This is a genomic window from Rhodobacter sp. SGA-6-6 (assembly GCF_011043545.1).
In the GTDB taxonomy this organism is placed as follows: domain Bacteria; phylum Pseudomonadota; class Alphaproteobacteria; order Rhodobacterales; family Rhodobacteraceae; genus Pseudogemmobacter.
Map to the genome: position 1 here is coordinate 125,866 of NZ_JAAKGP010000006.1, position 23,523 is coordinate 149,388.

General features: G+C 67.2%; 25 protein-coding genes. 6 read left to right on the forward strand and 19 right to left on the reverse strand.

Features of this window, described 5'->3' with window-relative positions:
• Positions 1 to 74: 74 nt before the first annotated feature.
• From G5B31_RS12905 to G5B31_RS12920, 4 genes are all read right to left on the reverse strand, one after another.
• Positions 75 to 1,016: a LysR family transcriptional regulator gene (locus G5B31_RS12905; RefSeq protein WP_165018283.1), complete on the reverse strand. Its 942-nt coding sequence runs from the start codon at positions 1,014 to 1,016 to the stop codon at positions 75 to 77.
• A gap of 3 nt (positions 1,017 to 1,019) precedes the next feature.
• Positions 1,020 to 1,574 carry a polyhydroxyalkanoate synthesis repressor PhaR gene (gene phaR, locus G5B31_RS12910; protein ID WP_165018285.1) on the reverse strand — a complete coding sequence of 185 codons (555 nt, stop codon included), beginning with the start codon at positions 1,572 to 1,574 and terminating at the stop codon, positions 1,020 to 1,022.
• A 139-nt stretch (positions 1,575 to 1,713) separates the two neighbouring features.
• Positions 1,714 to 2,163 carry a Phasin gene (locus tag G5B31_RS12915; RefSeq protein WP_165018287.1) on the reverse strand — a complete coding sequence of 150 codons (450 nt, stop codon included), beginning with the start codon at positions 2,161 to 2,163 and terminating at the stop codon, positions 1,714 to 1,716.
• Between the two features lie 608 nt (positions 2,164 to 2,771).
• A complete protein-coding gene (locus tag G5B31_RS12920; RefSeq protein WP_165018289.1) occupies positions 2,772 to 4,574 on the reverse strand; it encodes an alpha/beta hydrolase in 1,803 nt (600 codons plus the stop codon).
• 99 nt (positions 4,575 to 4,673) lie between these two features.
• Here G5B31_RS12920 and phaZ point away from each other — a divergent pair, with 99 nt between their 5' ends.
• Positions 4,674 to 5,954 (forward strand): polyhydroxyalkanoate depolymerase, encoded by a 1,281-nt coding sequence (phaZ, locus tag G5B31_RS12925; protein ID WP_165018291.1) that lies wholly within the window; start codon positions 4,674 to 4,676, stop codon positions 5,952 to 5,954.
• 55 nt (positions 5,955 to 6,009) lie between these two features.
• Here the strand turns inward: phaZ and G5B31_RS12930 are convergent, their stop codons facing one another.
• Genes G5B31_RS12930 through G5B31_RS12940 form a run of 3 tightly spaced genes read right to left on the reverse strand, consistent with a single transcriptional unit; the run spans position 6,010 to position 8,150 of the window.
• The gene (locus G5B31_RS12930; RefSeq protein WP_165018293.1) at positions 6,010 to 6,717 is read right to left on the reverse strand and encodes an alpha/beta fold hydrolase; all 708 of its coding nucleotides are present in this window, start codon (positions 6,715 to 6,717) and stop codon (positions 6,010 to 6,012) included.
• On the reverse strand, positions 6,714 to 7,460 hold the full coding sequence (locus G5B31_RS12935) for a carboxylesterase (RefSeq protein ID WP_165018295.1): 747 nt from the start codon (positions 7,458 to 7,460) through the stop codon (positions 6,714 to 6,716). Before G5B31_RS12935 ends, G5B31_RS12930 begins: the two co-directional genes overlap by 4 nt.
• 27 nt (positions 7,461 to 7,487) lie before the next feature.
• On the reverse strand, positions 7,488 to 8,150 hold the full coding sequence (locus G5B31_RS12940) for a DNA-3-methyladenine glycosylase I (RefSeq protein WP_165018297.1): 663 nt from the start codon (positions 8,148 to 8,150) through the stop codon (positions 7,488 to 7,490).
• Positions 8,151 to 8,352: 202 nt separating this feature from the next.
• Here G5B31_RS12940 and thrS point away from each other — a divergent pair, with 202 nt between their 5' ends.
• Positions 8,353 to 10,299 carry a threonine--tRNA ligase gene (gene thrS / locus G5B31_RS12945; protein ID WP_165018299.1) on the forward strand — a complete coding sequence of 649 codons (1,947 nt, stop codon included), beginning with the start codon at positions 8,353 to 8,355 and terminating at the stop codon, positions 10,297 to 10,299.
• Between the two features lie 211 nt (positions 10,300 to 10,510).
• A complete protein-coding gene (locus G5B31_RS12950; protein ID WP_165018301.1) occupies positions 10,511 to 10,717 on the forward strand; it encodes a cold-shock protein in 207 nt (68 codons plus the stop codon).
• Positions 10,718 to 10,735: 18 nt separating this feature from the next.
• On the opposite strand, the gene G5B31_RS12955 is transcribed toward G5B31_RS12950, so the two are convergent.
• The 4 genes from G5B31_RS12955 to thyX form a co-directional block, all read right to left on the reverse strand.
• A complete protein-coding gene (locus tag G5B31_RS12955; protein ID WP_165018303.1) occupies positions 10,736 to 11,056 on the reverse strand; it encodes an arsenate reductase family protein in 321 nt (106 codons plus the stop codon).
• Between the two features lie 107 nt (positions 11,057 to 11,163).
• Positions 11,164 to 11,397: a hypothetical protein gene (locus G5B31_RS12960; protein WP_165018077.1), complete on the reverse strand. Its 234-nt coding sequence runs from the start codon at positions 11,395 to 11,397 to the stop codon at positions 11,164 to 11,166.
• Positions 11,398 to 11,536: 139 nt separating this feature from the next.
• Entirely contained in the window at positions 11,537 to 12,121 is a 585-nt protein-coding gene (locus G5B31_RS12965; RefSeq protein WP_165018305.1) for a hypothetical protein, read from the reverse strand.
• Positions 12,122 to 12,157: 36 nt separating this feature from the next.
• Complete coding sequence (gene thyX / locus G5B31_RS12970; RefSeq protein ID WP_165018308.1) at positions 12,158 to 13,063, reverse strand: FAD-dependent thymidylate synthase; 906 nt, start codon at positions 13,061 to 13,063, stop codon at positions 12,158 to 12,160.
• Positions 13,064 to 13,262: 199 nt separating this feature from the next.
• On the opposite strand from thyX, the gene G5B31_RS12975 reads away from it, so the two are divergent.
• The 3 genes from G5B31_RS12975 (at position 13,263) to G5B31_RS12985 (ending at position 16,057) form a co-directional block, all read left to right on the forward strand.
• Positions 13,263 to 14,198, forward strand: a complete 936-nt coding sequence (locus tag G5B31_RS12975) for a hypothetical protein (RefSeq protein WP_165018310.1) — start codon at positions 13,263 to 13,265, stop codon at positions 14,196 to 14,198.
• Positions 14,195 to 15,553, forward strand: a complete 1,359-nt coding sequence (locus tag G5B31_RS12980) for a lipopolysaccharide assembly protein LapB (protein WP_165018312.1) — start codon at positions 14,195 to 14,197, stop codon at positions 15,551 to 15,553. The genes G5B31_RS12975 and G5B31_RS12980 overlap by 4 nt, the downstream gene beginning before the upstream one ends.
• A 75-nt stretch (positions 15,554 to 15,628) precedes the next feature.
• Positions 15,629 to 16,057, forward strand: coding sequence for a VOC family protein (locus tag G5B31_RS12985; protein WP_165018314.1), 429 nt, complete (start codon positions 15,629 to 15,631; stop codon positions 16,055 to 16,057).
• A gap of 69 nt (positions 16,058 to 16,126) precedes the next feature.
• On the opposite strand, the gene ribD is transcribed toward G5B31_RS12985, so the two are convergent.
• From ribD to dnaG, 8 genes are all read right to left on the reverse strand, one after another.
• Complete coding sequence (ribD, locus tag G5B31_RS12990) at positions 16,127 to 17,191, reverse strand: bifunctional diaminohydroxyphosphoribosylaminopyrimidine deaminase/5-amino-6-(5-phosphoribosylamino)uracil reductase RibD (RefSeq protein WP_165018316.1); 1,065 nt, start codon at positions 17,189 to 17,191, stop codon at positions 16,127 to 16,129.
• Positions 17,192 to 17,229: 38 nt separating this feature from the next.
• A complete protein-coding gene (gene nrdR, locus G5B31_RS12995) occupies positions 17,230 to 17,697 on the reverse strand; it encodes a transcriptional regulator NrdR (RefSeq protein WP_165018318.1) in 468 nt (155 codons plus the stop codon).
• A gap of 165 nt (positions 17,698 to 17,862) precedes the next feature.
• The gene (locus G5B31_RS13000; protein ID WP_165018320.1) at positions 17,863 to 18,345 is read right to left on the reverse strand and encodes a hypothetical protein; all 483 of its coding nucleotides are present in this window, start codon (positions 18,343 to 18,345) and stop codon (positions 17,863 to 17,865) included.
• 67 nt (positions 18,346 to 18,412) lie between these two features.
• Complete coding sequence (locus tag G5B31_RS13005) at positions 18,413 to 18,667, reverse strand: Txe/YoeB family addiction module toxin (protein WP_165018322.1); 255 nt, start codon at positions 18,665 to 18,667, stop codon at positions 18,413 to 18,415.
• Positions 18,664 to 18,939 (reverse strand): type II toxin-antitoxin system Phd/YefM family antitoxin, encoded by a 276-nt coding sequence (locus G5B31_RS13010; protein WP_165018324.1) that lies wholly within the window; start codon positions 18,937 to 18,939, stop codon positions 18,664 to 18,666. Before G5B31_RS13010 ends, G5B31_RS13005 begins: the two co-directional genes overlap by 4 nt.
• A gap of 45 nt (positions 18,940 to 18,984) precedes the next feature.
• Entirely contained in the window at positions 18,985 to 19,344 is a 360-nt protein-coding gene (locus G5B31_RS13015) for a hypothetical protein (RefSeq protein ID WP_165018326.1), read from the reverse strand.
• 1 nt (position 19,345) lies between these two features.
• Positions 19,346 to 21,337 carry an RNA polymerase sigma factor RpoD gene (gene rpoD, locus G5B31_RS13020; RefSeq protein WP_165018328.1) on the reverse strand — a complete coding sequence of 664 codons (1,992 nt, stop codon included), beginning with the start codon at positions 21,335 to 21,337 and terminating at the stop codon, positions 19,346 to 19,348.
• Positions 21,338 to 21,428: 91 nt separating this feature from the next.
• Positions 21,429 to 23,384: a DNA primase gene (gene dnaG, locus G5B31_RS13025; protein WP_165018330.1), complete on the reverse strand. Its 1,956-nt coding sequence runs from the start codon at positions 23,382 to 23,384 to the stop codon at positions 21,429 to 21,431.
• Between the last annotated feature and the right edge of the window lie 139 nt (positions 23,385 to 23,523).

A 23,523-nucleotide genomic window follows, 5' to 3' on the forward strand; every position in this document is an offset into this window, starting at 1 on the left:
GGCGGCGGGCGGCTCTTCGGACACTTCGTGCCTCGTCGCAGGGCGAGGAGGAGCCGGAGGCGCGCGACGAGCCCTCAGAGAATGCGCAGGCTGTCCCCCAGGAAGGGCAGGGATGCACGCATCGGGTCCACCACCTCGGCTTGGATAAGCCCCTTCAGCCGTTGGGAAATCTGCCCCGGCACCTCGCGCAGCACGCCTGCGCGGGCCGAAAGCGACAGGGTGCGGTCCAGACCGGCGAAGGGCAACGGCAGCACGTCCACCCGGTCGCGGAAGCGGCGAGCCTGATGCAGGGCGAGCGGCGTCAGGATCGCCCAGCCGGCCCCCGCCGCCACCATGGAAAGGATGGCGTGGTAGCTGTCCAGCTCGAACCGCGAGGCGGGTTTCAGCCCCAGTTTCGCCAGATGGGCGGCGATCTGGCGGCCCATCAGGTGGCGGGCGGTATACTGGATCAGCGGCAGGCCCTCGGGCGTGCGCCCCTTGGGGCAGACGGCCAGAAAGGGCTCGCGCAGGATCGGATGCACCTCGCGCCAGTCGCCCTCGGGCGCGCCGGTGTCGGCGGCGACCACCAGGTCCAGCGCCCGGGCCTCCAGCAGGTCCAGCAGCCGATGCGAGGGGCCGGTCTCCAGCAGGAACCGGCAGCCCTTCAATTCCGCGGCCAGCGCGGACAGCAGCCGCGGGGTCACGTCGGCCTCGAAATCCTCGATCATGCCGAGGCGCAGCGTGGTCAGCCCGGCCAGATCGGCCAGCGCCAGTTCGGCCCGCGCTTCCTCGGCGGCGTTGAGGATGGTCTGGGCGTGGCGGCGGAACATCGTGCCGGCCGGGGTGATCGCCATCGGCCTTGTGCTGCGGTCCAGCAAAGCCGCCCCGAGCGCCGATTCCAGCCCGGTCAGTTGCTGCGACACGGCGGAGGGACTGACCCCAAGCCGCCGCGCCGCGGCGGAAATGGCGCCCTCTTCCGCGGCGGCAAGGAAGACCTCGATCCCCCAGAGCGTGACGCGGCCTTCCGTCTCGGCCATGGATCAGAGCTTCGAGAGCTTCGACTGCAATTCGGCCAGCTGGCGCTTGATCTCGGCGATGTCGTCGCCCTTGGCCGGGTTCTCGGCCTCGGGCGCGGGGCCGGAGCCGCCCCAGCCGGGCATTCCGCCCATCATCGACTTCAGGAAGGCTTCCTGCTGCTTGCGCAAAGCCTCGAACCCCGGCACGGCGGCCATGGGGTTGGGGAAATGCGCCATGTTCTCCAGCATCTTGGCCTGGCTGTTGCGCAGCATCTCGAAGCTGGAGGCCAGGAACTGCGGCATCACCGACTGCATTCCGGTGGCATAGCTGCGCACCAGATCGGTCAGCACGTCGACGGGCAGCACGTTCTCGCCCTTCGATTCATGCTCGGCCACGATCTGCAGAAGGTATTGCCGGGTCAGGTCGTCGCCGGTCTTCAGGTCGACGATCTGCACCTCGCGGCCCTGGCGGATGAAGCCGGCAATGTCTTCCAGCGTCACGTAATCCGAGGTCTCGGTGTTGTAGAGACGCCGGCTGGCATAGCGCTTGATCAGAAGCGGCTTGTCGGTATCGGCCATCCGCGGCACCCCCATGGCTTTGCGCTTGCAGAGAAGCTTAAGGCGCGCGCCGCACAAAAAGCAAGGGCGGGCCGCAAAGGGCCCGCCCGAGGCGTCCGTCCGACAGGGAGGAGGCGGAGAACGCCCTGATCCCGAAGGATTACTTCGCGGCAGCGGCGGCTTTCTTGGCCGCAGCGGTCACGTCCGCGGTGGCTTTCTGCACGGCGGCGGTGGCATCGGCCGAGGCTTCCTTGCCGGCGGCCAGCATCAGCTCGACGGTTTCCATCTGCACCTTCTTCGCCACTTCGGCGAAGGCGGCCAGGTTCTCGGCGGCGATCTCGGCGGCGGCCGAGGCGAAGTCGGTCACCGACTTGGTGTATTCGGTCGGCTCGGCCTTGGCCTTGGCGACGTCGCTCATGCGGGCGATCGAGTCCTTGGCCCATTTGGCGCTGATCTCGGTCGATTTCTCGGCGGCTTCCAGCGCGACCTTGGCAAGCTTCTCGCCGAAGGCGGCCTGGGTCTTGAACGCGTTCTGGAACGCCGAGGCGTCAACGGGGAACTGGGCCATCATGTCCTGCACGACTTTGGTGAAATCCGTGGTCTTGGTCATTTCATCTCTCCTTTGTCCGGGTGTCTGCCGGCTGTCCGGGGCCCGTTTCATGGGCAAGGATATACATGCTGCAGTGCAGAAATTCAAGACAGTTTCTGCAATGCAGCATTACCGTGGGCGCATGACAGGGACATGACGCTCGCCCTGTGGGAGAGTGACGCTACGGAAACCCGGAAGCGGTTGAGAATGCGGGATTTACCATGGTGCGGCGGGCGGGGAATCCTTGCCCGGAAGGCATCCGGTCTCCGTCTGCGGCGAAATGGAAGCTGCCGGCGCCATGTGGCGACCTCCCCCTTTCCTGGCCGGGAAAGCGAATCGCTGCGCTGCGGCGGATTTGTCTGGCGAAGGCCATCGCCTTCGCCACGGAGCAACGCTTCCCCTTGTCCGGCCGGGCCTCAAAGGCCCGGCCAGCGCCCGCCCCGCCCTCGGCGGGCGCTTCTCGCTCGGCCTCGGTCGGGCGCTGGCCTCTCGGGGTCTCGTGCCACGACCGTCTCTTGGTGCACCCGCCGCGCACGGGCGGGGCGAGGCAGTGCCTCGCCTGCTCCCGCCCGGGGAGGCCGGGGAGCGTCCTGCACGGATGTCGATCCGGCTGGAACAAAGGTCAGGCGTCAGGCCGCCGGAGTCTCCGGCCCGGCCACCACATAGGTGCCGGGGGCGGGGGCCAGCACCTCGGCCCCGTCGCCGGGCTGGCGCGCCTTCACCATCGGGCCGGAGCGGTCCGCCAGCCATTCCCCCCAGCGGGGCCACCAGCTGCCCGGGGTCTTCCCGGCCCCGGCCAGCCAGTCCTCGGGGGCGCCGGCCACCGGGGCGGAGCTGGTGTAATGGCCGTATTTGCCCTTGGACGGCGGGTTGATGATCCCGGCGATATGGCCCGACTCGGACAGGATGAAGGTCTTGTCCTTCGATCCCATCTGCTTCACCCCGTTGAACGAGCCCTTCCAATGGGCGATGTGGTCGGTCTCGCAGGCCACCGCGCAGACCGGCAGCCTGATGTCCGACAGGCTGACCGGCTCGCCGAAGACCGGGAACTGGCCCCGCGCGAAGCCGTCCTGCTGGCAAAGCCCGCGCAGGTATTCCACCGCCATCTTCGCCGGCAGGTTGGTGGCGTCGCCGTTCCAGAACAGGAGGTCGAAGGCGGGCGGCGCCTCGCCCATCATGTAGCTTTTGATCGCGGGGGTGTAGATCAGGTCGTTCGAGCGCAGGAAGGAGAAGGTGCGGGACATGAAGAAGGACGACAGGATGCCGTCCTGCGCCGTCTGCCGCTCGATCCCGTCGACGAAATCGTCGGCCAGAAAGACGCCCACCTCGCCCGGGTCGGAGAAATCGGTCAGGGTGGTGAAGAAGGTGGCGCAGTTCACCGATCTGTCGCCGGCCTTCTGCAGATGCGCCAGCGTCAGGCCCAGGGTGGTGCCGGCGATGCAATAGCCGACGGCGTTGATCTGCTTCTCGCCGGTGATCCGCCGCACCTCGGCCATGGCGCGCAGGTAGCCGTCGCGGATGTAGTCGTCCATGCCGACACCGGCATAACTGGGATCGGGGTTGACCCAGCTGACCACGAACAGCGTGAAGCCCTGGTCCACGATCCACTTGATCAGCGAATTCTGCGGCTTCAGGTCCATGATGTAGAACTTGTTGATCCAGGGCGGGAAGATCAGCAGCGGGGTCTTGTGGACCTTCTCCGTCGTCGGCGCATACTGGATCAGCTCCAGCATCCGGTTGCGGTAGACCACCGAACCGGGCGTGGTGGCGATGTTCTGGCCGACGTGGAAGGCCTCCTTGTCGGCCAGTGTCACCAGGAGGTCGCCCTGGTTGGCCTCGATGTCGCGGACCAGGTTCTCCAGCCCCTGCACCAGGCTTTCGCCATCGGTCGCCACCGCCTTTTCCAGCGCGTCGGGGTTGGTGCCGAGGAAGTTGGTGGGGGCGAACATGTCGACGATCTGGCGGGTGAAATATTCCACCCGGCGGCGGTCCTCGGCCGGCAGCGTCTCCATGTCGCCGACGGCGGTGGAGATCGCCTCGGCGTTCAGAAGATATTGCTGCTTGAGGAAATTGAAGAAGGGATGGCTGTCCCAGAGCGGGTTCTGGAAGCGGCGGTCCTTCGGGCCGGGGTCGGGCGGGGCCTTGAACTCGCCCTTGGCCAGCACCTGCTGCGCCTCGACGTAATGCTTCAGCGTCTTGCCCCAATAGCCGATCTGATGCTCCAGCACCTTGGCGGGATTCTGCATCATCTCGGCCAGATAGGCGGCGGCGGCCTTCATGTAGACATCCGACGAGGGGCCGGCCAGCGCCGGATCGGCCGGGCGGCGCTGCGCCAAGGCGGAAGCGAGGCGTTTCGACAACTCTTCGACGCGGGCGAGGTTGGCGTTGAGACGGTCCTGCCTTGCACCCGGATCGTCGGATTCAGTTGCCATGTTAATCGTTCCCCCCTATTTTGCTGCCATGCAGCATTCGTCGTCGGCCATTGGGGGGGCCGCGGCCAGGGTGCCGGTACCCGCCCGAAGGAGACGCCTGTGAAGTATATGGCCACCTACGACCTGATGGAAAGCGCCCGCAATACCAATGAGTGGCTGGGCGCCTCGGCACGGGCCTTCGCCCGCTATCCGCTGTTCGCGCTGTCGATGAACCCCTTCCTACCGCTGATGGCGGCCTGGGGCGACGTGGCCGAGCGCAGCTTCAGCCGGATGATCATCAAGCCGGACTGGGGCATCCGCTCCATCGTCGGGCCGGACGGGCAGGACCACCTGGTCGACGTGAAGACGCTGGTGGAGCGGCCCTTCGGCAACCTGGTGCAGTTCTTCGTCCGCCGCCGCCCGCCGATGGCGCGGCGCATCCTGCTGGTGGCGCCGATGTCGGGCCACTACGCCACGCTGCTGCGGTCCACCGTCGCCAGCCTGCTGCCCGATGCCGATGTCTTCGTGACCGACTGGCACAACGCCCGCGACATCCCGGTCAGCGCCGGCAAGTTCGATGTCGAGGATTACACGCTCTACCTGGTGGATTTCATGCGCCACCTGGGCGCGGACATCCATGTGATCGCCATCTGCCAGCCGGCGCCGCTGACCCTGGCCGCCACCGCCTATCTGGCGGGCGAGGAGCCGGCGGCGCAGCCGCGCACGCTGACGCTGATCGGCGGGCCGATCGACCCCGACGCCGCCGCGACCGAGGTCACCGATTTCGGCCGCCGGGTGACCATGGGCCAGCTGGAGCATCTGGTGATCCAGCGCGTCGGCTTCAGCTACAAGGGCGCCGGGCGGCTGGTCTACCCCGGGCTGATGCAGCTGGCGGGCTTCATCTCGATGAACCTCGACCGCCATTCGCGGGCCTTCAGCGAGCAGATCCTGAAGGCCGCCCGCGGCGAGGCGGCGGACCACGACGCGCACAACCGCTTCTACGACGAATACCTCGCCGTGATGGACATGACGGCCGAGTTCTACCTGTCCACGGTGGAGCGCATCTTCAAGAATCGCGAGATCGCGCTGAACGAATTCGTGGTGGCGGGCAAGAAGGTGGACATCGCCGCGATCACCGAAGTGGCGGTGATGACGGTGGAGGGGACCGAGGACGACATCTCCGCCCCCGGCCAGTGCATCGCGGCGCTGAACCTGCTGACCGGGCTGCCGGAGGCGAAGAAGGCCAACCACCTGGAGCCGGGGGCGGGCCATTACGGCATCTTCGCCGGCAAGAGCTGGCGGCTGAACATCCGGCCGCTGGTGCTGGATTTCATCGACGCCAATTCCGCCGCGCCGCGCCCGGCGCGGAAACCGGCGGTGCGGCTGGCGGCGGCGAAGTAACGGGTTTTCGCCGAAAACCCGTGATTTCACGATTTTTCGGCGAAAAATCGGGCCCCTAGCGCAGCAGCATCGGCCCGGCCAGGAAGTCGCGCAGCGCCGCGGTGACGGCTTCGGGCTGTTCCAGCTGCGGCATGTGGCCGGCCTCGGCCACCAGATACAGCCGGCCGAAGGGCATCAGCTCGGCCAGGAACTCCTGCCGCCGCAGCGGCACCAGCGGGTCGGCCTCGCCCGCAACGATCAGCGCCGGCACCCGCACCTTGCGCAGGGTCTTCTGCTGGTCCGGGCGGCGCTGCATGGCGCGGGTCTGGCGGACATAGGAGTCGATGTCCAGCCCGGCCGCCATGTCCTGCACCAGCGCCATCACCTCGCCGCGCCAGTCGGTGGCGGCGAAGGCGGTCTCGGGGTATTCGCCCGCCGCGGCCTCGGCCAGCCGGCCCGCCCGCGCCGCGACCAGCCGGGTCTCGCGCGAGGCGGCGGTGGCGGGCGGCTCGGCCAGCGGGTCGGTGGAGACCAGGACGATCCGCGTCACTGCCTCGGGCAGGCGGCGCAGGATGTCGATGGCGACCTGCCCGCCGAGCCCGTGGCCCAGGAGGGCGAAGCGGCGGGGCAGGTCGCGGATGGCGTTCAGGCTCATCTGCTCGACGGTATCGCCGGTCAGATGCGGCAGCACCACCTGCCGGTCGGCCCCGAGATGCACGATCTGCGGCAGGAAGCCCCGCGCATCCGACAGGAAGCCGGGCAGGATGACCAGCGGCTCGGTCATGCCCGCCCCAGGACGTCTTCGATGGCCGCAGCAATCAGCGCCAGGCAGTCGGGGGTGGAGAAGCGATGGTCGGCGCCCTTGACCAGCAGCAGCCGGATGTCGGGGCCGCTGGCGTGGTTCAGCAGGTCGATGGCCACCTGCGGCAGCACGTCCGCATCGGCGGTGCCTTGCAGCAGGCGGGTGGGGAAGGGCAGGGGCAGCGGCCGGTCCATCACCCGCTGGTTTGCGCCATCCTCGAACAGTCGGGCGGTGAAGACATAGGGATTGTCGGCGTAGCCCGATTCCATTTCGGTGCGGCCGGTGCGGCGGACCTCCTCGCGCTGCGCCTCGGTCAGTTCGTGGTCCCAGGTGGTGACGGTGAAATCCGGCGCGGCGGCGATGGTGACGAGGCCGGCGATACGCTCCGGCCTTTCGCGGGCAAGGAGCAGAGAAATCCAGCCGCCCATCGAGGAGCCGACGAGGACCTGCGGCCCCTCGGTCAGCGCGTCGAGGACGGCGCGGGCGTCGTCGCGCCAGTCGCCGATGCAGCCCTGCTCGAAATCGCCGCCGGAGGTGCCATGGCCGGAATAGTCGAAGCGCAGGAAGGCGCGGCCCTGCGCGCGGGCCCAATCCTCCAGGAAGCGGGCCTTCGACCCCTCCATGTCCGACTTGAAACCGCCGAGGAAGACCACGCCCGGGCCGGTGCCGGGCAGGCGGTTGCAGGCGAGGCGGCGGCCCTGCGGGCTGGTCAGGTATTCGGTCATCAGGGGAGTCCTTCTGGCGCCGCGACCCTAGCCTGCGTCGATGGATTGCGCCAGCACCCGGCCGATCTGGTTCAGCGTCAGGCCGGATTCCGCCTTCCAGGTATTGAACGCCGCCTGCACCTTCTGCAGCGCCTTGGCCGAGGTCGCGAGGCCGTCGATCACCCCTTCGGCCTGCAGCCGCGCCACAACGTCGCGGGAGAGGATGAAGCTCTCCTTGCCCATGAAACGCATCAGATATTGGCCGGTGGTGCCGCCCAGCCGGCTGAAATCGCGGGCCAGTCCGCCGACCAGCCCGACGAAATCCTCTGCCGGCCAGTCGGCGACCTTGCGGCCCATCCCCGGGTTGGCCCGCAGCACGGCGGCATTGTCGCGGATGGCGGCGATCTTGGCGCCGGAGCGGATGACGCGCGGGTCGGAAAGGAGGGCGTCGAAGGCCTCGCCCTCGATCATCGAGGCGCGGCCGGGGTCGAAGCCGTGGAAGGCCGCCTCGATGCCGGGCCATTTCGTCTCGACCACCGCCCAGCTGATCCCGGCCTGGAAGATGCCCTTCGCCATCTGCGAAAGCCAGCGGTCGTCGGGGATGGCGGCCAGTTCCTCGGGCGTCTTCACCGGGGCGGCGCCGGCGAGGAGGACGGCGAGGCTGCCCTTGCGGGCCTCGGCGATGGCGGCGATCTCGGCGAAGGGGCGCATGGGGGCAGGCTAGCAGGGCGGAGCAGGGCTGTCACCGGGGGCTCCTCGTTGTCTTCGACACTCGTCGCGGGACACAGTGCGAGGAGAAGCCGAAGGCGCCCGACGAGCCCCCGTTGACTTCGCCGCGCCGCGGGCGCAAGAGGCGCGGACATAACCCGCAACCGGGCGTTCCGTGGGCGCCAGACAGACGAGGAGCAGGCCGATGGCCCAGATTTCCCTGACATTTCCCGATGGCAACAAACGCAGCTTCGACGCGGGCGTGACCCCGGCCGAGGTGGCGGCCTCCATCGCGCCCAGCCTCGCCAAGGCGGCGATCTCGGCGCAGGTCAACGGCCAGCACTGGGACCTGCAATGGCCGATCCTGTCCGATGCCACCGTCTCCATCAACACGATGAAGGACGACGGCCCGGCGCTGGAGCTGATCCGCCACGACTGCGCCCATATCATGGCCCGCGCGGTGCAGGAGATCTGGCCCGACGTGAAGGTCACCATCGGCCCGGTGCGCGATTACGGCTGGTTCTACGACTTCGACCGGGCCGAGCCGTTCACGCCGGAAGACCTCGGCCAGATCGAGGCGCGGATGAAGCAGATCATCAACGCCCGCGATCCGGTGCGCACCGAGGTCTGGGACCGCGCGCGCGCCCGGAAATACTATGAGGACCAGGGCGAGCCCTACAAGATCGAGCTTCTGGACCGCATCCCCGCCGATCAGGACATCCGCATGTATTGGCACGGGAACTGGCAGGACCTCTGCCGCGGCCCGCATTTCCAGCACACCGGGCAGGTGCCCGCGGATGCCTTCAAGCTGACCCATGTCGCCGGGGCCTACTGGCTGGGCGATTCCTCGCGGCCGATGCTGCAACGGATCTACGGCCTTGCCTTCAAGAACCGCGAGGACCTGAAGGCCCACATGCACATGCTGGAGGAGGCCGCCAAGCGCGACCACCGCAAGCTGGGCCGCGAGATGGGCCTTTTCCACATGCAGGAGGAAGCCCCGGGCCAGGTGTTCTGGCACCCGAACGGCTGGACGATCTACACGACGCTGCAGGACTACATGCGCCGCCGCCAGCGCGCCGACGGCTATGTCGAGGTGAACACGCCGCAGGTGGTGAACCGCAAGCTCTGGGAAGCCTCGGGGCATTGGGAGAACTACCGCGAGAACATGTTCATCGTCGAGGTCGACGAGGAGGGCGCGAAGGACAAGGTGATCAACGCGCTGAAGCCGATGAACTGCCCCTGCCATGTGCAGATCTTCAACCAGGGCATCAAGAGCTACCGCGACCTGCCGCTGCGGATCGCCGAATTCGGCTCCTGCGCGCGGTATGAGCCCTCGGGGGCGCTGCACGGCATCATGCGGGTGCGCGGCTTCACCCAGGACGACGCGCATATCTTCTGCACGCTGGACCAGGTGGAGGCCGAGAGCCAGAAGTTCATCGAATTCCTGGCCCGGATCTACGCGGACCTCGGCTTCGACAAGTGGCGGATCAAGCTGTCGACCCGGCCGGAGAAGCGGGTGGGCAGCGAGGAGATGTGGGACCGGATGGAGGCGGCGATGGCCAATGCCGTCACCGCGGCCGGCCATGCCTACGAGATCTTCCCCGGCGAGGGGGCCTTCTACGCGCCGAAGCTGGAATTCGTGCTGACCGATGCCATCGGCCGCGACTGGCAATGCGGCACCCTGCAGCTGGACCCCAACCTGCCCGAACGGCTGGACGCGGCCTATATCGGCGAGGACGGCGCCCGGCACCGGCCCTTCATGTTGCACCGCGCGGTGCTCGGGTCGTTCGAGCGCTTCATCGGCATCCTGATCGAGAACCATGCCGGCAAGCTGCCGTTCTGGCTGGCGCCGCGGCAGGTGGTGGTGGCCTCGATCGTCTCGGACGCCGATCCCTTCGTGGAAGAGGTGACAGCGGCGCTGGTGGCGGCGGGGGTGCGGGCCGAGGCCGACCTGCGCAACGAGAAGATCAACTACAAGGTGCGCGAGCATTCGGTCGGCAAGGTGCCGGCGATCCTGGCCGTCGGCATGAAGGAGGTCGAGGAGCGCACGGTCTCCGTCCGCCGCCTCGGCGAGACCCGGACCGAAACCATGTCGCTCGAGGCCGCGGTGGCCGAGTTCGGCCGGCTGGCGCTGCCCCCGGACATGGGCTGACACGGCCCGGCATATCTGCCCGGTTTCCACGCAGTCCGGCGCGCTTGCGCCGGGCTGTTTTGCTTGCTTCTTGATTTTCGGCGGCGGGATGGCATCATATTCCCGTGACCACAGAATTCCGACTGCCTCTCTCTGACGGAAGGCCCTGGAAGACCTGGCGGCTACACCCTGCCGGCAATGGTGCCGCGGGGGATCAGAATGGGAGAGACGAATGCCGACCGGCACCGTGAAGTGGTTCAATTCGACCAAGGGTTACGGTTTCATCGCCCCCGACGACGGGGGCAAGGACGTGTTCGTCCATATCTCGGCGGTGGAGCGCGCCGGACTCAAGGGGCTGAACGACAACCAGAAGATCTCGTATGAACTGCTGTCGGGCCGGGACGGACGGTCCTCGGCCGGGGATTTGCAGCTTCTGTAAGGGGCGTGGGGGGGGTCCCTACGTCAGCGCCGCTTCGGTGGCCGCGTCCCAGCCGAGATACCAGCGGTCCGCCTTGATGACGGGCCGCTTCATCACCGTCGGCTGGGCCTTGATCTGTGCCTCGGGTTCCGAGGCCTTCAGGAAATCGCTGAAGGAGCGGTAGGTGGTGGACTGGGTGTTCACCGCCTTCGAGCCGAACTCCCCGACGATCTCGGCGATCTCGGCATCGCTCAGCGGCTCGGCGCGGATGTCGCGGAAGGTCACCTCCCTGCCGGCGGCTTGCAGGGTCTTCAGCGCGCGCTTGCAGGTGTCGCAGGTGGGGATGCCGTAGAGGATCATGGCGGGCCTTTCGGGATGCGCCCGGAACGGGCGGCGATGGAATATCAAGGGGTTGGCCGTGGCGGGTCGATCTTTTCCCAACATTGGTCGGGAGCAGGTGCAAAGGATTACGCTGTCCGGTCTTGCAGCCCAACTGTCGCGAACACTTCATCCCACGATCCGTAGCCGGGATGGTCAGGATCAGCCCATTCGGGATGGGCGAGTTCGGCAGGTATGAAATAGGCCACGACTTCGGACTTCCGCAGGATCGCCACCGGCTTGCCGCCGGAGCGTTCTAGCACCTTATGCGGCTCGCGCAGTTCGGTCATGGTGGCGATATGGGGGGTAAGAAGGCGGGTCATGGCCGTGGATCCTGTGATGCGCTAGAAAATATATTAGAATAGGTGCTCTGGCAAGATGGGATGCAAACGATGGTAAATGACATCGCCCTGCACGTGCTGCATGGCTGGGTTCCAAGTGCGCCTATAGTGGAGTTCAGAACTACGGAGTGTAGCCAACCTGCTCCCAAAGCAACCGTCGCGTCTTTTTCCACAATTCACGATCTTCGATGCCAATTGAAATGAACTCGAGAGCACGAAAAAGCCTTACCAATCCCTCGTCTTTCTGACCATTCTTAATCAGGCACTCGGCCTCCATAACCCAAGCTGCGTTGCGCTTTCTGACAAGCTTGTTGAATTCTGTCTCTACGCTCACCAACTCGCGGAACTCTGCACTTAAGTCTGCTTCATCTCGATCCTTGTAGCCAGCACTGTAATAGGGTTCCAAGCCCTGCTTCAACACATTCCCGAGCGTGTTCGCCTTTGTGTAGAACTCAACGATTATCGGTAGCGCCGTAGTGCAATCACCACTCTTGAAGGCTTCGTTGGCTCGAACTTCAAGGACGTTCACCTCTTCAACTGTAGGAAAACCCTCATCATTCATCATTTCCTCGTATCGTGAAAGATCCAAAGGATCAGTCACGGAGCTTTCTGTTGATGTATCTTGGGTATATCCGGGAACACAGAGCATCATCGAAATGGTCATGGCGTAGATCGCACGTGAGGTGCTCAGCTTGATTTTCTTCATTCTACTTACCTCCAAGCATTGAATGCCGATATCGCCTTACCCCCAGACCTCCACGAACTCCCGCCATTCGCCCTTGGACATGCCGGAGTCTTCCTGCCCGACCGCCTCCCCGGCCAGCCGCCGTTTCAGCACCGTGATCGCCTTCGCCGACAGCGTCACCCCGCCCATCCGATAGTCCTCGAAGGCCGCGAAGGCGATCGGGACCCAGTCGCGGACGGTGGCGGCGATGGCCTCGGCATAGACGCGGATCTCGTATTGGGCGTGGGTGTCGGCGCGCAGGCGGAGGAAGTGGAAGAGGTTGTGCAGGTCGGTCTTCCAATACCATTGCGTATAGATGTTCATCGGCAGGTTCATCCGCGCCAGTTCCCGCGCCAGGCCCTGCTGGCCCTCCTGCGACAGCATCTCCTCGTAATGGTCGTAGGATGTGGCGGCGTCGCGCTTCAGGGTCTCCAGCACCCGCGCGGCCTCGGCCCCCTCCAGCACCGCGCCGCGGCCCTGGTTGTTGACGGTGGACTGCGCCGCCAGCTGGGCGGGTTCGGGGATATAGAACTCGCGGTCGAGGATCGAATAACGGGCGGAGTATTCGTTGACGTTGGCGGTGCGGTGCCTGATCCACTGCCGCGCCACGAAGACCGGCAGCTTCACATGCAGCTTGACCTCGCACATCTCGAAGGGGGTCGAATGCCAGTGCCGCATAAGGTAGCGGATCAGCCCCTCGTCGTTGGAGACATGTTTCGTCCCCGCGCCGTAGGATACGCGGGCGGCCTGCACGATGGCGGCATCGTCGCCCATGTAGTCGATCACCCGGACGAAGCCGTGGTCCAGCACCGGATGGGCGCGGTAGAGATGCGCCTCCATCCCCTCGGAGACCGCGCGCAGGGTCTGCCGCGGCGTGGTGCGGGCGGCGTCGATCTCGGCCAACTGGTCGGGGGTGAGGGGCATGGGCTTGGCCTTTCGGTCGGACGGATGAGTCGGGAGGGACTATATCTTGGGGCGGCCACCGGGGGAACCGCGACATGAAGCGTGATGCGGGGGCGCAACGGAATGGGGCGGAATTGAGGCGAAACGGGTTCTGTTTTGACTTTCAAGGGGTTTGCGGGCATTGCTGATGCAATTGTTTTCAAGATCGGGTGAAGTTCTCATGGCGCTGCGCACCACCACCACCGCCCTTGTCCTGACGCTGATGCTCATGGGGTGCGGCGGAAACCCGTTCGCGCCGGTGGTGCCCGAGCCGGTGAACCCCGATCCGCCGCCGGATGTGCCGGATAACTTCATGCCCGAGGATGCCGTGTCGGGCGCGGTCGAGGGTGCAGAATTGGCACAATGGTCGGCTGGGGCAGGGGTGATCCGCGTCCGCATGGATGCGCAGGTGTTGCCTGGTGTGACCGGCGATTTCACCCGCGATGCCGCCTTCGACGTGGTCCGTGACGGCATGACCTACTATGGCTACAGCTTCCAGAGCACTTCGCTGAACCGGAAGGCCGTGGTTCTCGTGCGCGGTGAAGGCAGCGTGAAGGCGATGGTGGCCATGGAGCCGGGCCAGTTCGCCAACGGCGCGCCCGACATGTATCACTCGGGCGGGGCGATCTATCGGGCCAGTGTTTTCACCCGGCCGAGCGGTGGCGGCCTGTTCAACTATCAGGGCAGCTATGCCGGCCTGCTGAACGTCGGCCCCGCAGCGGGCTCGCCGCCCGGGAGTCTGGCCCCGACCGAGCCTTATCGGACCTCGGGCACCGCGTTGATCACGGCGGATTTCACCCGCATGAAGGTTTCGGGCGGCGTGACCGGGCGGCAGGTCGTGGATACCGGCACTGCGCTGCCCGACATCGCCTTGTGGACGACCGGGATCGAAACCACTGGCGACTTCAGCGGCGTGGTCTATCGCGGGGACACCGTTCCGCCGGCGAATCCAGGCCAACCTCAGGACTGGACGGCTGCGGGGCGATATGACGGCGTCTTCGGAGGCAACGGCAGCGAAGTGGGAATCATCATGCTGTTCGATCCGGTCGGCGACATGATGGAACAGGGCATCATCGTCGCGCCCTGCGCCCTGACCTCTTCGGGTGCATGTCCGTGAGGCAGCTGCTCCCGCTCGTGCTGGCGGGGGCGCTCTGCACGGGGGAGGGGGCGCTGCCTTGGTCTACGGCTGCTGCCCAATCCGGCGAAGAGGCGGGTGTCTCCACCGACCTGGCCGGTGCGGTCGAGATGGCGCGCAGGGCGCTGGCGATCGGCCGGGCCGATGTAGCGGTCTCCATTGCCCGGCAAATCCTCGCTCAGGCACCCGGCGATCCCGGCGCACATATGATCCTCGCGGCGGCGCTGACCCGGAGCGGGGCGCCCGATCAGGCGGTTCCGGTGGCGAAGCGCGGGTTCCGGCTGGCCGGGAGCAAGGAGGCCCGGTTCGAGGGCGCCTATCTGACCGCCGAGGCGCTGGCCGCGGCGGGCCGTCCCTGGGCGGCGAAGCTGTGGCTGCGGCGGGCCGATCTCTATGCGCCCACCAGGGACCATGAAGCGGTGCTGTCCTACGCCTATCGCTCCGTCTCGGCGCAGAGCCGGCTGGGGATCGCGGTCTCGCTGTTCGGCGGACCGTCGGACAATGTCAACGGCGGCAGCCTGCACGACACCTTCTGGTTCTATGGCATCCCGATCCCGATCACCCAGGCGATCCCGGGGCAGGTCTACGGAGTCTCGACCCAGCTGAGCTACGGCCTGTCGCCGCGGACCCGGGCGGTGCTGGTCTGGTCGCACCGCGAGGTGGTGCTGGGCGACAGGGCGCGGGCGATGGACCCTTCGGCCCGGGCCAGCGATTACCGGCAGGATCAGCTGTCGCTGGGGCTGGACCATGTCTGGCAGGACGGGAAGGGACGGTTCGCCGTGCTGACCTCTGGCTCCATCGGGCGGCGCTGGAACGGCGGCGAGGTCGGCGCCGACATCCTGCGCGGGTCGGTGGAGCTGCGCCGGGGCCTGAGCGAGGACTGGGTGGTCGCGGGCCGCCTGCTGCTGGAGGCGGTGGACATTCCCGGCGATGCGGTAGCGGACAGCCTGACCGGCCGGGTTTCGGTCTCGGCCAGCCATCGGGCGGACTGGCTGGGGGCGCTGACCGCCGAGGCCGGGACGGTGCGGGTGGAATCGGATGCCGCAGGCATCGCCTGGCGTGGTCCGGCGCTGGCACTGTCCTGGCGCCCGCCGGTCCGCAGCGAATCCTTCGGCCTGACCGTCGATCTGGAGGCCGAGCGGCGCGACTACTGGCGGACCCCCAGCTTCGATGCCGACAAATGGCTGTCGATGGCGGTCACGGCCGAGTTGCCCTCGCTGGAAGTGATGGGATTCAACCCCACGGTCACCCTGTCGGCGGCGCGGACCTGGTCCGACGTGGTAGTGCGGGATACCGAGGAGATCGGCATCTCCTTCGGCATTTCCAGCCAGTTCTGAACGGCGGGGCGAACCCGGCCCTACCGCCTGCCCGGCCCGCGCGGTAAGCTGGCCTCCGCACAAGGAGGTTTCCCGATGACGATACGCTATCTGCACACCATGGTCCGGGTGCTGGATCTGGAGAAGTCCATGGCCTTCTACCGGCTTCTGGGGCTGGAGGAGATCCGGCGCTACGATAACGAGGGCGGGCGGTTCTCGCTGGTGTTCATGGCGCCTCCGGGGCAGCCGGACTGTCCGGTGGAGCTGACCTGGAACTGGGACGGCGACGACGGCTTGCCCAGCGACAGCCGGCATTTCGGGCATCTGGCCTATGAGGTCGACGACATCTACGCGACCTGCGCGCATCTGCAGGCCAACGGGGTGATGATCAACCGGCCGCCGCGCGACGGGCACATGGCCTTCGTGCGCAGCCCCGACAACGTGTCGGTGGAGCTGTTGCAGGCCGGAGAGGCGAAGGCGCCGGCAGAGCCCTGGGCCTCGATGCCGAACACAGGGCATTGGTGAGCGGCCTCGTCGTTCGCCTTCGGCTTCTCCTCGGGCGAGCAGCGTAGAAGGCAGCGACGGGCAGGCCGGTCAGAAGCGCCAGAGGCTGAAGCTGTCCGGGCCCAGAGTTCGCGTTTCCGTCAGCGTCAGCCTCGGTGCATTCTTCAGTGCGGTCAGGCCGAGTGGGCCGAGCGCCGGGATGCCGTCGGTGCCGATCAGGCAGCCGGCGGAGTAAAGCGCGAGGTCGTCGGCGAGGTCGGCGGCAACCAGCCCGGCGGCCAGCGTGCCGCCGCCTTCGCAGAGGATGCGGGTCAGACCTTCCTCGCCGAGGCGGCGGAAGGCGGCGGGCAGGTCGACATGGCCTGCCGTTTCGGGGCATTCGATCAGCCGCGCGCCGGCGGCGTCCCAGGCCTTGCGGGCCGCGGCAGGGGCCTCGGCGGTGTGGAGCAGCCAGACCGGCACCTCCCGCGCCGTCCGCCCGAGCCGGCTGTCGGGGCTGTGGCTCAGCCGGCTGTCGATCACGATCCGCAGCGGCTGGCGCGGGGCGCCCAGGCCGCGGACGGTCAGCTCCGGGTCGTCGGCGCGGGCGGTGCCGGAGCCGACCAGCACCGCGTCATGGGTCAGCCGCAGCAGGTGAACATGGGCGCGGGCCTGCGCCCCGGTGATCCAGCGCGACTCGCCCGCGGCGGTGGCGATGCGGCCGTCCAGCGTGGCGGCGAGCTTCAGCGTGACCTGCGGCAGGCCGCGGGTGACGCGCTTGAGGAAGCCGGCGGCGATCCGCCGCGCCTCTGCGGCGAGGATGCCCTCGGTCACCCCGATCCCGGCCGCGCGCAGGATCGCATGGCCGCGCCCGGCGGTGCGGGGATCGGGATCGGTCAGCGCGGTGACGACGCGGGCGACTCCGGCCGCCACCAGGGCCTCGGCGCAGGGCGAGGTCTTGCCGTGATGGGCGCAGGGCTCCAGCGTGACATAGGCGGTGGCGCCGTTTGCTTCCCCGGCCTGCGCCAGCGCCACCCGCTCGGCATGGGGGCGGCCGCCCGGTTGCGTGGTGCCGCGGCCGATGACAAGCCCGTCCCGCACCAGCACGCAGCCGACCGCAGGATTGGGCCAGGTCGCGCCCAGGCCCCGCGCGGCCAGGCGCAGGGCATGGGCCATGTGGACCTCATCCGCGGCCCGATCTGCCGGGCCGGGGCTCACTCGTCCGTCTTGTCGCCGGGCCGCAGCTCGCTGACGAAGCGGTCGAAGTCGTCGGCGGCCTGGAAGTTCTTGTAGACGCTGGCGAAACGGACATAGGCCACGGTGTCGATCCGGGCCAGGCTTTCCATCACGATCTCGCCGATCTGCTTCGAGGGAATGTCGGTCTCGCCCAGGCTCTCCAGCCGGCGGACGATGCCGGAGATCATCTGGTCGATCCGCTCCGGGTCGATCGGCCGCTTCTGCATGGCGATGCGGATCGAGCGTTCCAGCTTGTCGCGGTCGAAATCCTCGCGCTTGCCCGAGGATTTGATCACCACCAGGTCGCGCAGCTGGACCCGTTCATAGGTGGTGAAGCGCCCGCCGCAGGCCGGGCAGAAGCGCCGGCGGCGGATGGAGACATGGTCCTCGGCCGGGCGCGAGTCCTTCACCTGGGTGTCGATATTGCCGCAGAATGGGCAGCGCATCGCGCCCTCCTTGCTTGTTGTTGTCGGCCTGCCTCAAGCCCGGGTGTCGCCCCCGGGTCTTTGCGCCGACTATAGGGGCGGGGCGAGGATATGGGCCAGAGCGAAGTTGCACCCCCTGCATCTGGGGGGCAATGTGTGGCGTCGGGGACTCACGCCTTCGTGTGGTCAGTTGCAGGTCGTGGCCCAGCTGCGGCTGTCGAAGTCCCAGCACTGGCCGATGGATTCCTTGAGGCCGAAGATCGCGTCCAGCGATTGGCTGGCGGTGCCGGGATCGCAGGTCAATTGCGCCTGCAACGCCTCGCCCTTCAGCACGTTGATGCCGCCTTGCAGGCCGCCGGTCGCCTCGGGATCACGCTCGACGGCGGTCCAGACCTCATAGGTATAGCCCTGGTTCGGGAAGGCGATGCTTTCCCAGATGGTGCTGCCGACACCGGGCCAAGGGGTGAAGGCGACGGCCGCCAGCGGCTGGGTGAGGGTGAGGTCGGGGGCGCCCGGCGGGCCGAAGCTGTAGGTCAGCGCGTTCTGCCGGTGGCAGATTTCCAGGGCCTTCTTGCCGATGGTGCAGGAGAACACCTCCGCGCCGCCGGGGCAGTCGGCCAAGGCGGCGGTGGGAAGGAGGAAGGCGAGGGTCAGGAGGGATATGCGCATGGGATGTCCTTTGCGCGCGAGTGTGCGGCGGAGAGGGGGCGGGGCGCAAGGTCGGGGAAGGCGGAGGTCAGTAGTGGTAGCGGCACTGGATGATGATCAGGGCGTCACCTTCGACCCGATACACCAGCCGATGCTCGCGGTCGATGCGGCGGGACCACCAGCCGGAGTAATCGTTCTTCAATGGCTCGGGCTTGCCGGTGCCCTCGAAAGGGTGCCGTCGACATTCCTCGATCAAGCGATTCAGTTTGACCAGACCTTTCCGGTCACGGTCCTGCCAATGGACATACTGGCCGAAGGCATCAGACAGGAAGACGACTTTCATTCGTCCTCATAGGCCCGGAGTTCTTCCATGGTCTTGACGATGCCGGGCGCCCCCGCCTTCCATTCGGCAATCGCCTTGTCCAGCGCCGCCTTGTTGGCCGGCGAGGCCAGCAGATAGGTCGTCTCGTCCATGCTGGCCCAGTCTTCCAGCGAGACCATGACCACGGGCTTGCCCTTGGCGCGGGTGACGATGACCGGTTCATGATCGTCGTTCACCCGGTCCATGACTTTGGAGAGGTTCTGGCGGAGGTCGGTGGAGGAGAGGGTGCGCATGATGGGCAGAATGTACGCGATTGCGTAACATGTGGCAAGGGGGACCTATGCCACCGCCCGGATCATCTCCAGCCAGCGCGCCGCGGTCGCCGCGTCGCGGATGCGCAGGATGATCTCGCCCTTGTTGTTCAGGCGGGCCTCCGGAAAGGCCGCCATCACGCTTTCGGGCGTCAACTGCCCCCGCCGCAGTTCCGGCCTGCGGATATAGGCCAGAACCCATTCGTCGTTGGGGATGGCGGCGAAGCAGAAATCGTCCCCCCGCCTGATCCGCAGGCTGTTCAGGAATCCCTGCTCATGGGCCTGGACCGAGAAGCCGGCAAGCGCCGCAAAGCCGTCGACCAGCACGTCGAAGGCGGCTTTCGCCTCCGCCGCAACGATCTCGTCGCGCAAATCGGCGATCTTCACTTCACTGATCCAGGAAGCTGCGCAGCTTCCGGCTCCGCGACGGGTGCTTCAGCTTCCGCAGCGCCTTGGCCTCGATCTGCCGGATGCGTTCCCGGGTCACGCTGAACTGCTGGCCCACTTCCTCCAGCGTGTGGTCGGTGTTCATACCGATGCCGAAGCGCATCCGCAGCACCCGTTCCTCGCGCGGGGTCAGGGAGGCCAGCACCCGGGTCGTGGTCTCCTTCAGGTTCTCCTGAATGGCGGAATCCAGCGGCAGGATCGCGTTCTTGTCCTCGATGAAGTCGCCGAGCTGCGAATCCTCCTCGTCGCCGATCGGGGTCTCCAGCGAGATCGGCTCCTTGGCGATCTTCATCACCTTGCGGACCTTCTCCAGCGGCATCTGCAGCTTCTCGGCCAGTTCCTCCGGCGTCGGCTCGCGGCCGATCTCGTGCAGCATCTGGCGGCCGGTGCGGACCAGCTTGTTGATCGTCTCGATCATGTGGACCGGGATGCGGATCGTGCGGGCCTGGTCGGCGATGCTGCGCGTGATCGCCTGCCGGATCCACCATGTCGCATAAGTGGAAAACTTGTAGCCGCGGCGATACTCGAACTTGTCCACCGCCTTCATCAGGCCGATGTTGCCTTCCTGAATGAGATCAAGGAATTGCAGCCCGCGGTTGGTATATTTCTTGGCGATGGAGATCACCAGCCGAAGGTTCGCTTCGACCATTTCCTTCTTTGCCTGCCGCGCCTCTTTTTCGCCCTTCTGGACCTGGTTCACGATCCGGCGGAATTCGCTGATGTCGACGCCGACATATTGCCCGACCTGCGCCATCTCGGCCCGCAGATCCTCGATCTGCGCCCGTGAGCGTTCCAGCAGCGCCTGCCAGCCGCGGCCCGACTTCGCCGCCATGCGGTCCAGCCAGGTCGGGTCCAGTTCGTAGCCCTGGTATTCGTCGATGAACTCGCGCCGGTTGATCCGGGCGGCGTCGGCCAGCTTCACCATGCCGGAATTGATCGACATGATGCGTTTGTTGATGCCGTAAAGCTGGTCGATCAGCGCCTCGATGCGCGAATTGTTCAAGTGCAGCTCGTTCACCAGCAGCACGATCTCGGACCGCAGCTTCTGGTAAGCGGCCTCTTCCGAGGTGGAGAAGCGGCTCGACGACGACAGCGCGGCGTTCATCCGGCTGTCCTGCATCTCGGCCAAGCGGCCGTAGTCGCGGGCGATGATCTCCAGCGTCTCCAGCACCTTCGGCTTCAGCGCGGCCTCCATCGCCGCCAGCGACATGTTCGAGGCCTCGTCGTCCTCGTCGCCGTCATCCTCGCGCAGGATCGGATTGCCGTCGGCGTCCAGCTCCGGCTCCTCGCCGGCGCGGCGGGGGGCGGGGCCGCCCACGGCCATCTCGTCCAGCTGCGGGCCTTCCAACTCCTCGTCGCCGTCCAGGCTGCGGCCGAAGGTGGCCTCCAGGTCGATCACGTCGCGCAGGAGGATTTCCTCGGACAGCAGTTCGTCGCGCCAGATGGTGATGGCCTGGAAGGTCAGCGGGCTTTCGCAGAGGCCCGCGATCATGGTGTTGCGGCCGGCCTCGATCCGCTTGGCGATGGCGATCTCGCCCTCGCGGCTCAGCAGCTCGACCGAGCCCATCTCGCGCAGATACATCCGCACCGGGTCGTCGGTGCGGTCCAGCGTCTCGGAGGCGGTGCCGGCGATGGCGACCTCGCGCGAGGTGGAGGTTTCCACCAGCTCGCCCGCGGCGGCAGGCTCGCCCTCCTCGATCTCTTCATCCTCGATGACGTTGATGCCCATCTCCGACAGCATCGACATCACGTCCTCGATCTGTTCCGAGGACACCTGCTCGGGCGGCATGTGCTGGTTCAACTGGTCGTAGGTGATGTAGCCGCGCTCCTTGGCGTCGGCGATCATCTTCTTGACGGCGGCCTGGCTCATGTCCAGCGAGACATCCGGTTCCTCGGTGTCGGGCTTGGCGTCGTCGGCGTCCTTGAGGGCCATGCTTGCTCCTGCAGGTGCGAATCAGGTTCGGGTGACGGATCAATAACGCGAATCACAGGCGGGGGCATCCCGAATCACCCCAGCGAACGGTTCAAAACCGGGCTTTGCCGCCCCGGGTGAAGTCGATCTGCTCGCGCAGGCGGCGGGCGCGGTCCAGTTCCTCGCGGTCCAGTTCGACTCCGTTCGGGGCAACTATCGCCTCGGACTTCTGTTCCTGCGGCCCTCGGGCGGCGCTGGCGCGGGCCTCGGCGGCCTTGCCGATGCGCCAGGTCAGGCCCTCGTCGGCCAGACCCTCCACATCCTGCTGCGCCTCGGCCAGTTCCGCGCGGTGGGCGCGGTCGGCCTGCAGGCGGGCCAGCGCCTCCTCGATGCAGGCGGCGGCGAAATCCTCGTCGGCGCGCGGCTGGAGGGCGGGGTTGATCCGCACATGGGGATTGGCCATCAGCCGGTCAAGGGCGCCGGGGCTGTCGGCGCGGACCAGATCGGCGCAGTCCTGCGCAGGGCCGTGGGTGAGGATGAGGTTCAGCAGCCGGTTGTGGTCCTCGGTGGAAAACTCCAGCCGTTCCAATGCGGACTCGAAGCGGGCGATCAGAGCGGGCCGCTGCAGAAGGGCGGCCAGGATCACCGCCTCGCGCAGCGCATCCTCGGGCGCCGGCGCGGTGGCGAGCCAGGAGGCGCGGGTGCCCTCGGTCGGCATCGGTTCGGGCTGGAAGCGTTTCTGACCCGGGGTCCAGGGCCGGTCCCGGCGCGGGGCGGGGCGACGGGTGCCGAAGAGCTGCCAGCGCAGCTCCTTGATCTCCTCGCCGTAATGGGCGCGGATCGAGGGGTCGGCGATGCGCTTCAGCGTGGCGCGCAGCGCCTTGTCCAGCGCGGCCTTGCGCTCGGGACTGTCGAAGACCCGGCCCTCGGTCTCGCGTTGCCAGAGCAGGCGCACCATCGGCTGCGCCTCGTCCAGCACCTTCTGCATCGCCGGCGCGCCATGGGCCTTGATCAGGTCGTCCGGGTCCTGCCCGCCGGGCAGCAGCGCGAAGCGCAGCGCCTTGCCGGCCTCCAGCAGCGGCAGGGCCAGGTCCACCACCCGCAGCCCCGCCCGCAGCCCGGCGGTATCGCCGTCCAGCGCGATCACCGGCTCGTCGGCGATGCGCCAGATCAGCCGCAGCTGGTCCTCGGTGACGGCGGTGCCGAGCGGGGCGACGGCGGCGGTGAAGCCGGCCTCGGACAGCGCGATCACGTCCATGTAGCCTTCGGCGACGATCAGCGGCTTGCCCTTGCCCGCCGCCTCGCGCGCCGGGCCCTGGTTGAACAGGTTGCGGCCCTTGTCGAAGAGGTCCGTCTCCGGCCCGTTCAGGTATTTCGCCCGGGCGTTGGGGTCGAGGCTGCGGCCGCCGAGGGAGATCGCCCGGCCGCGGGCGTCGCGGATCGGGAAGATGATGCGGCTGTGGAAGCGGTCGTAGACCCTCCCCGAGTCGGTCTTCGCCACCACGCCGGAGGCGATCATCAGCTCCTGCGAAAACCCCTTGGCCGCCAGCGCCTCGATGACCGCCTGCGCGTTGTCGGGGGACCAGCCGATTTCCCAGCGATCCCAGGCGGCCTCGGACAGCCGGCGTTTTTCAAGCAGATAACGCCGCGCCTCGGCCCCGGCGCCGGTCTTCAGTTGCAGGCGGTAGAAGCGGATCGCCTCTTCCACCACCTGCGCCAGCTGGGCGCGGCGGTCGGCCTTCTCGGCGGCCTTTGGGTCGCGGGCGGGCATGGTCATGCCGGCCTCGCGCGCCAGTTCCTCCACCGCCTCCATGAAGGACAGATTGGCGGTCTCCTTCACGAAGGTGACGGCATCGCCCTTCGCCTGGCAGCCGAAGCAGTAGTAATAGCCCTTGCGGTCGTCGACGTGGAAGCTGGCCGACTTTTCCTGATGGAAGGGGCAGGGCGCCCACCAGTCGCCCTTGGCCATGTTCGACTTGCGCATGTCCCAGGTGACCTTCCGCCCGACGACGGCGGAAAGCGAGACGCGGGTGCGCAACTCGTCGAGGAAACCGGGGGGCAGCGACATGGTGAAGATATGGGCCTTCGTGGGTCCCGAGTCGAGTCGGACCAGCCCCGGGGGCGCTTCGCCCCCCGGACCCCCGAGAGTATTTGGGGCCAAGATGAAGCAGCTTAGACTTCATCTTGGCAGAAATACTCCACGGGGG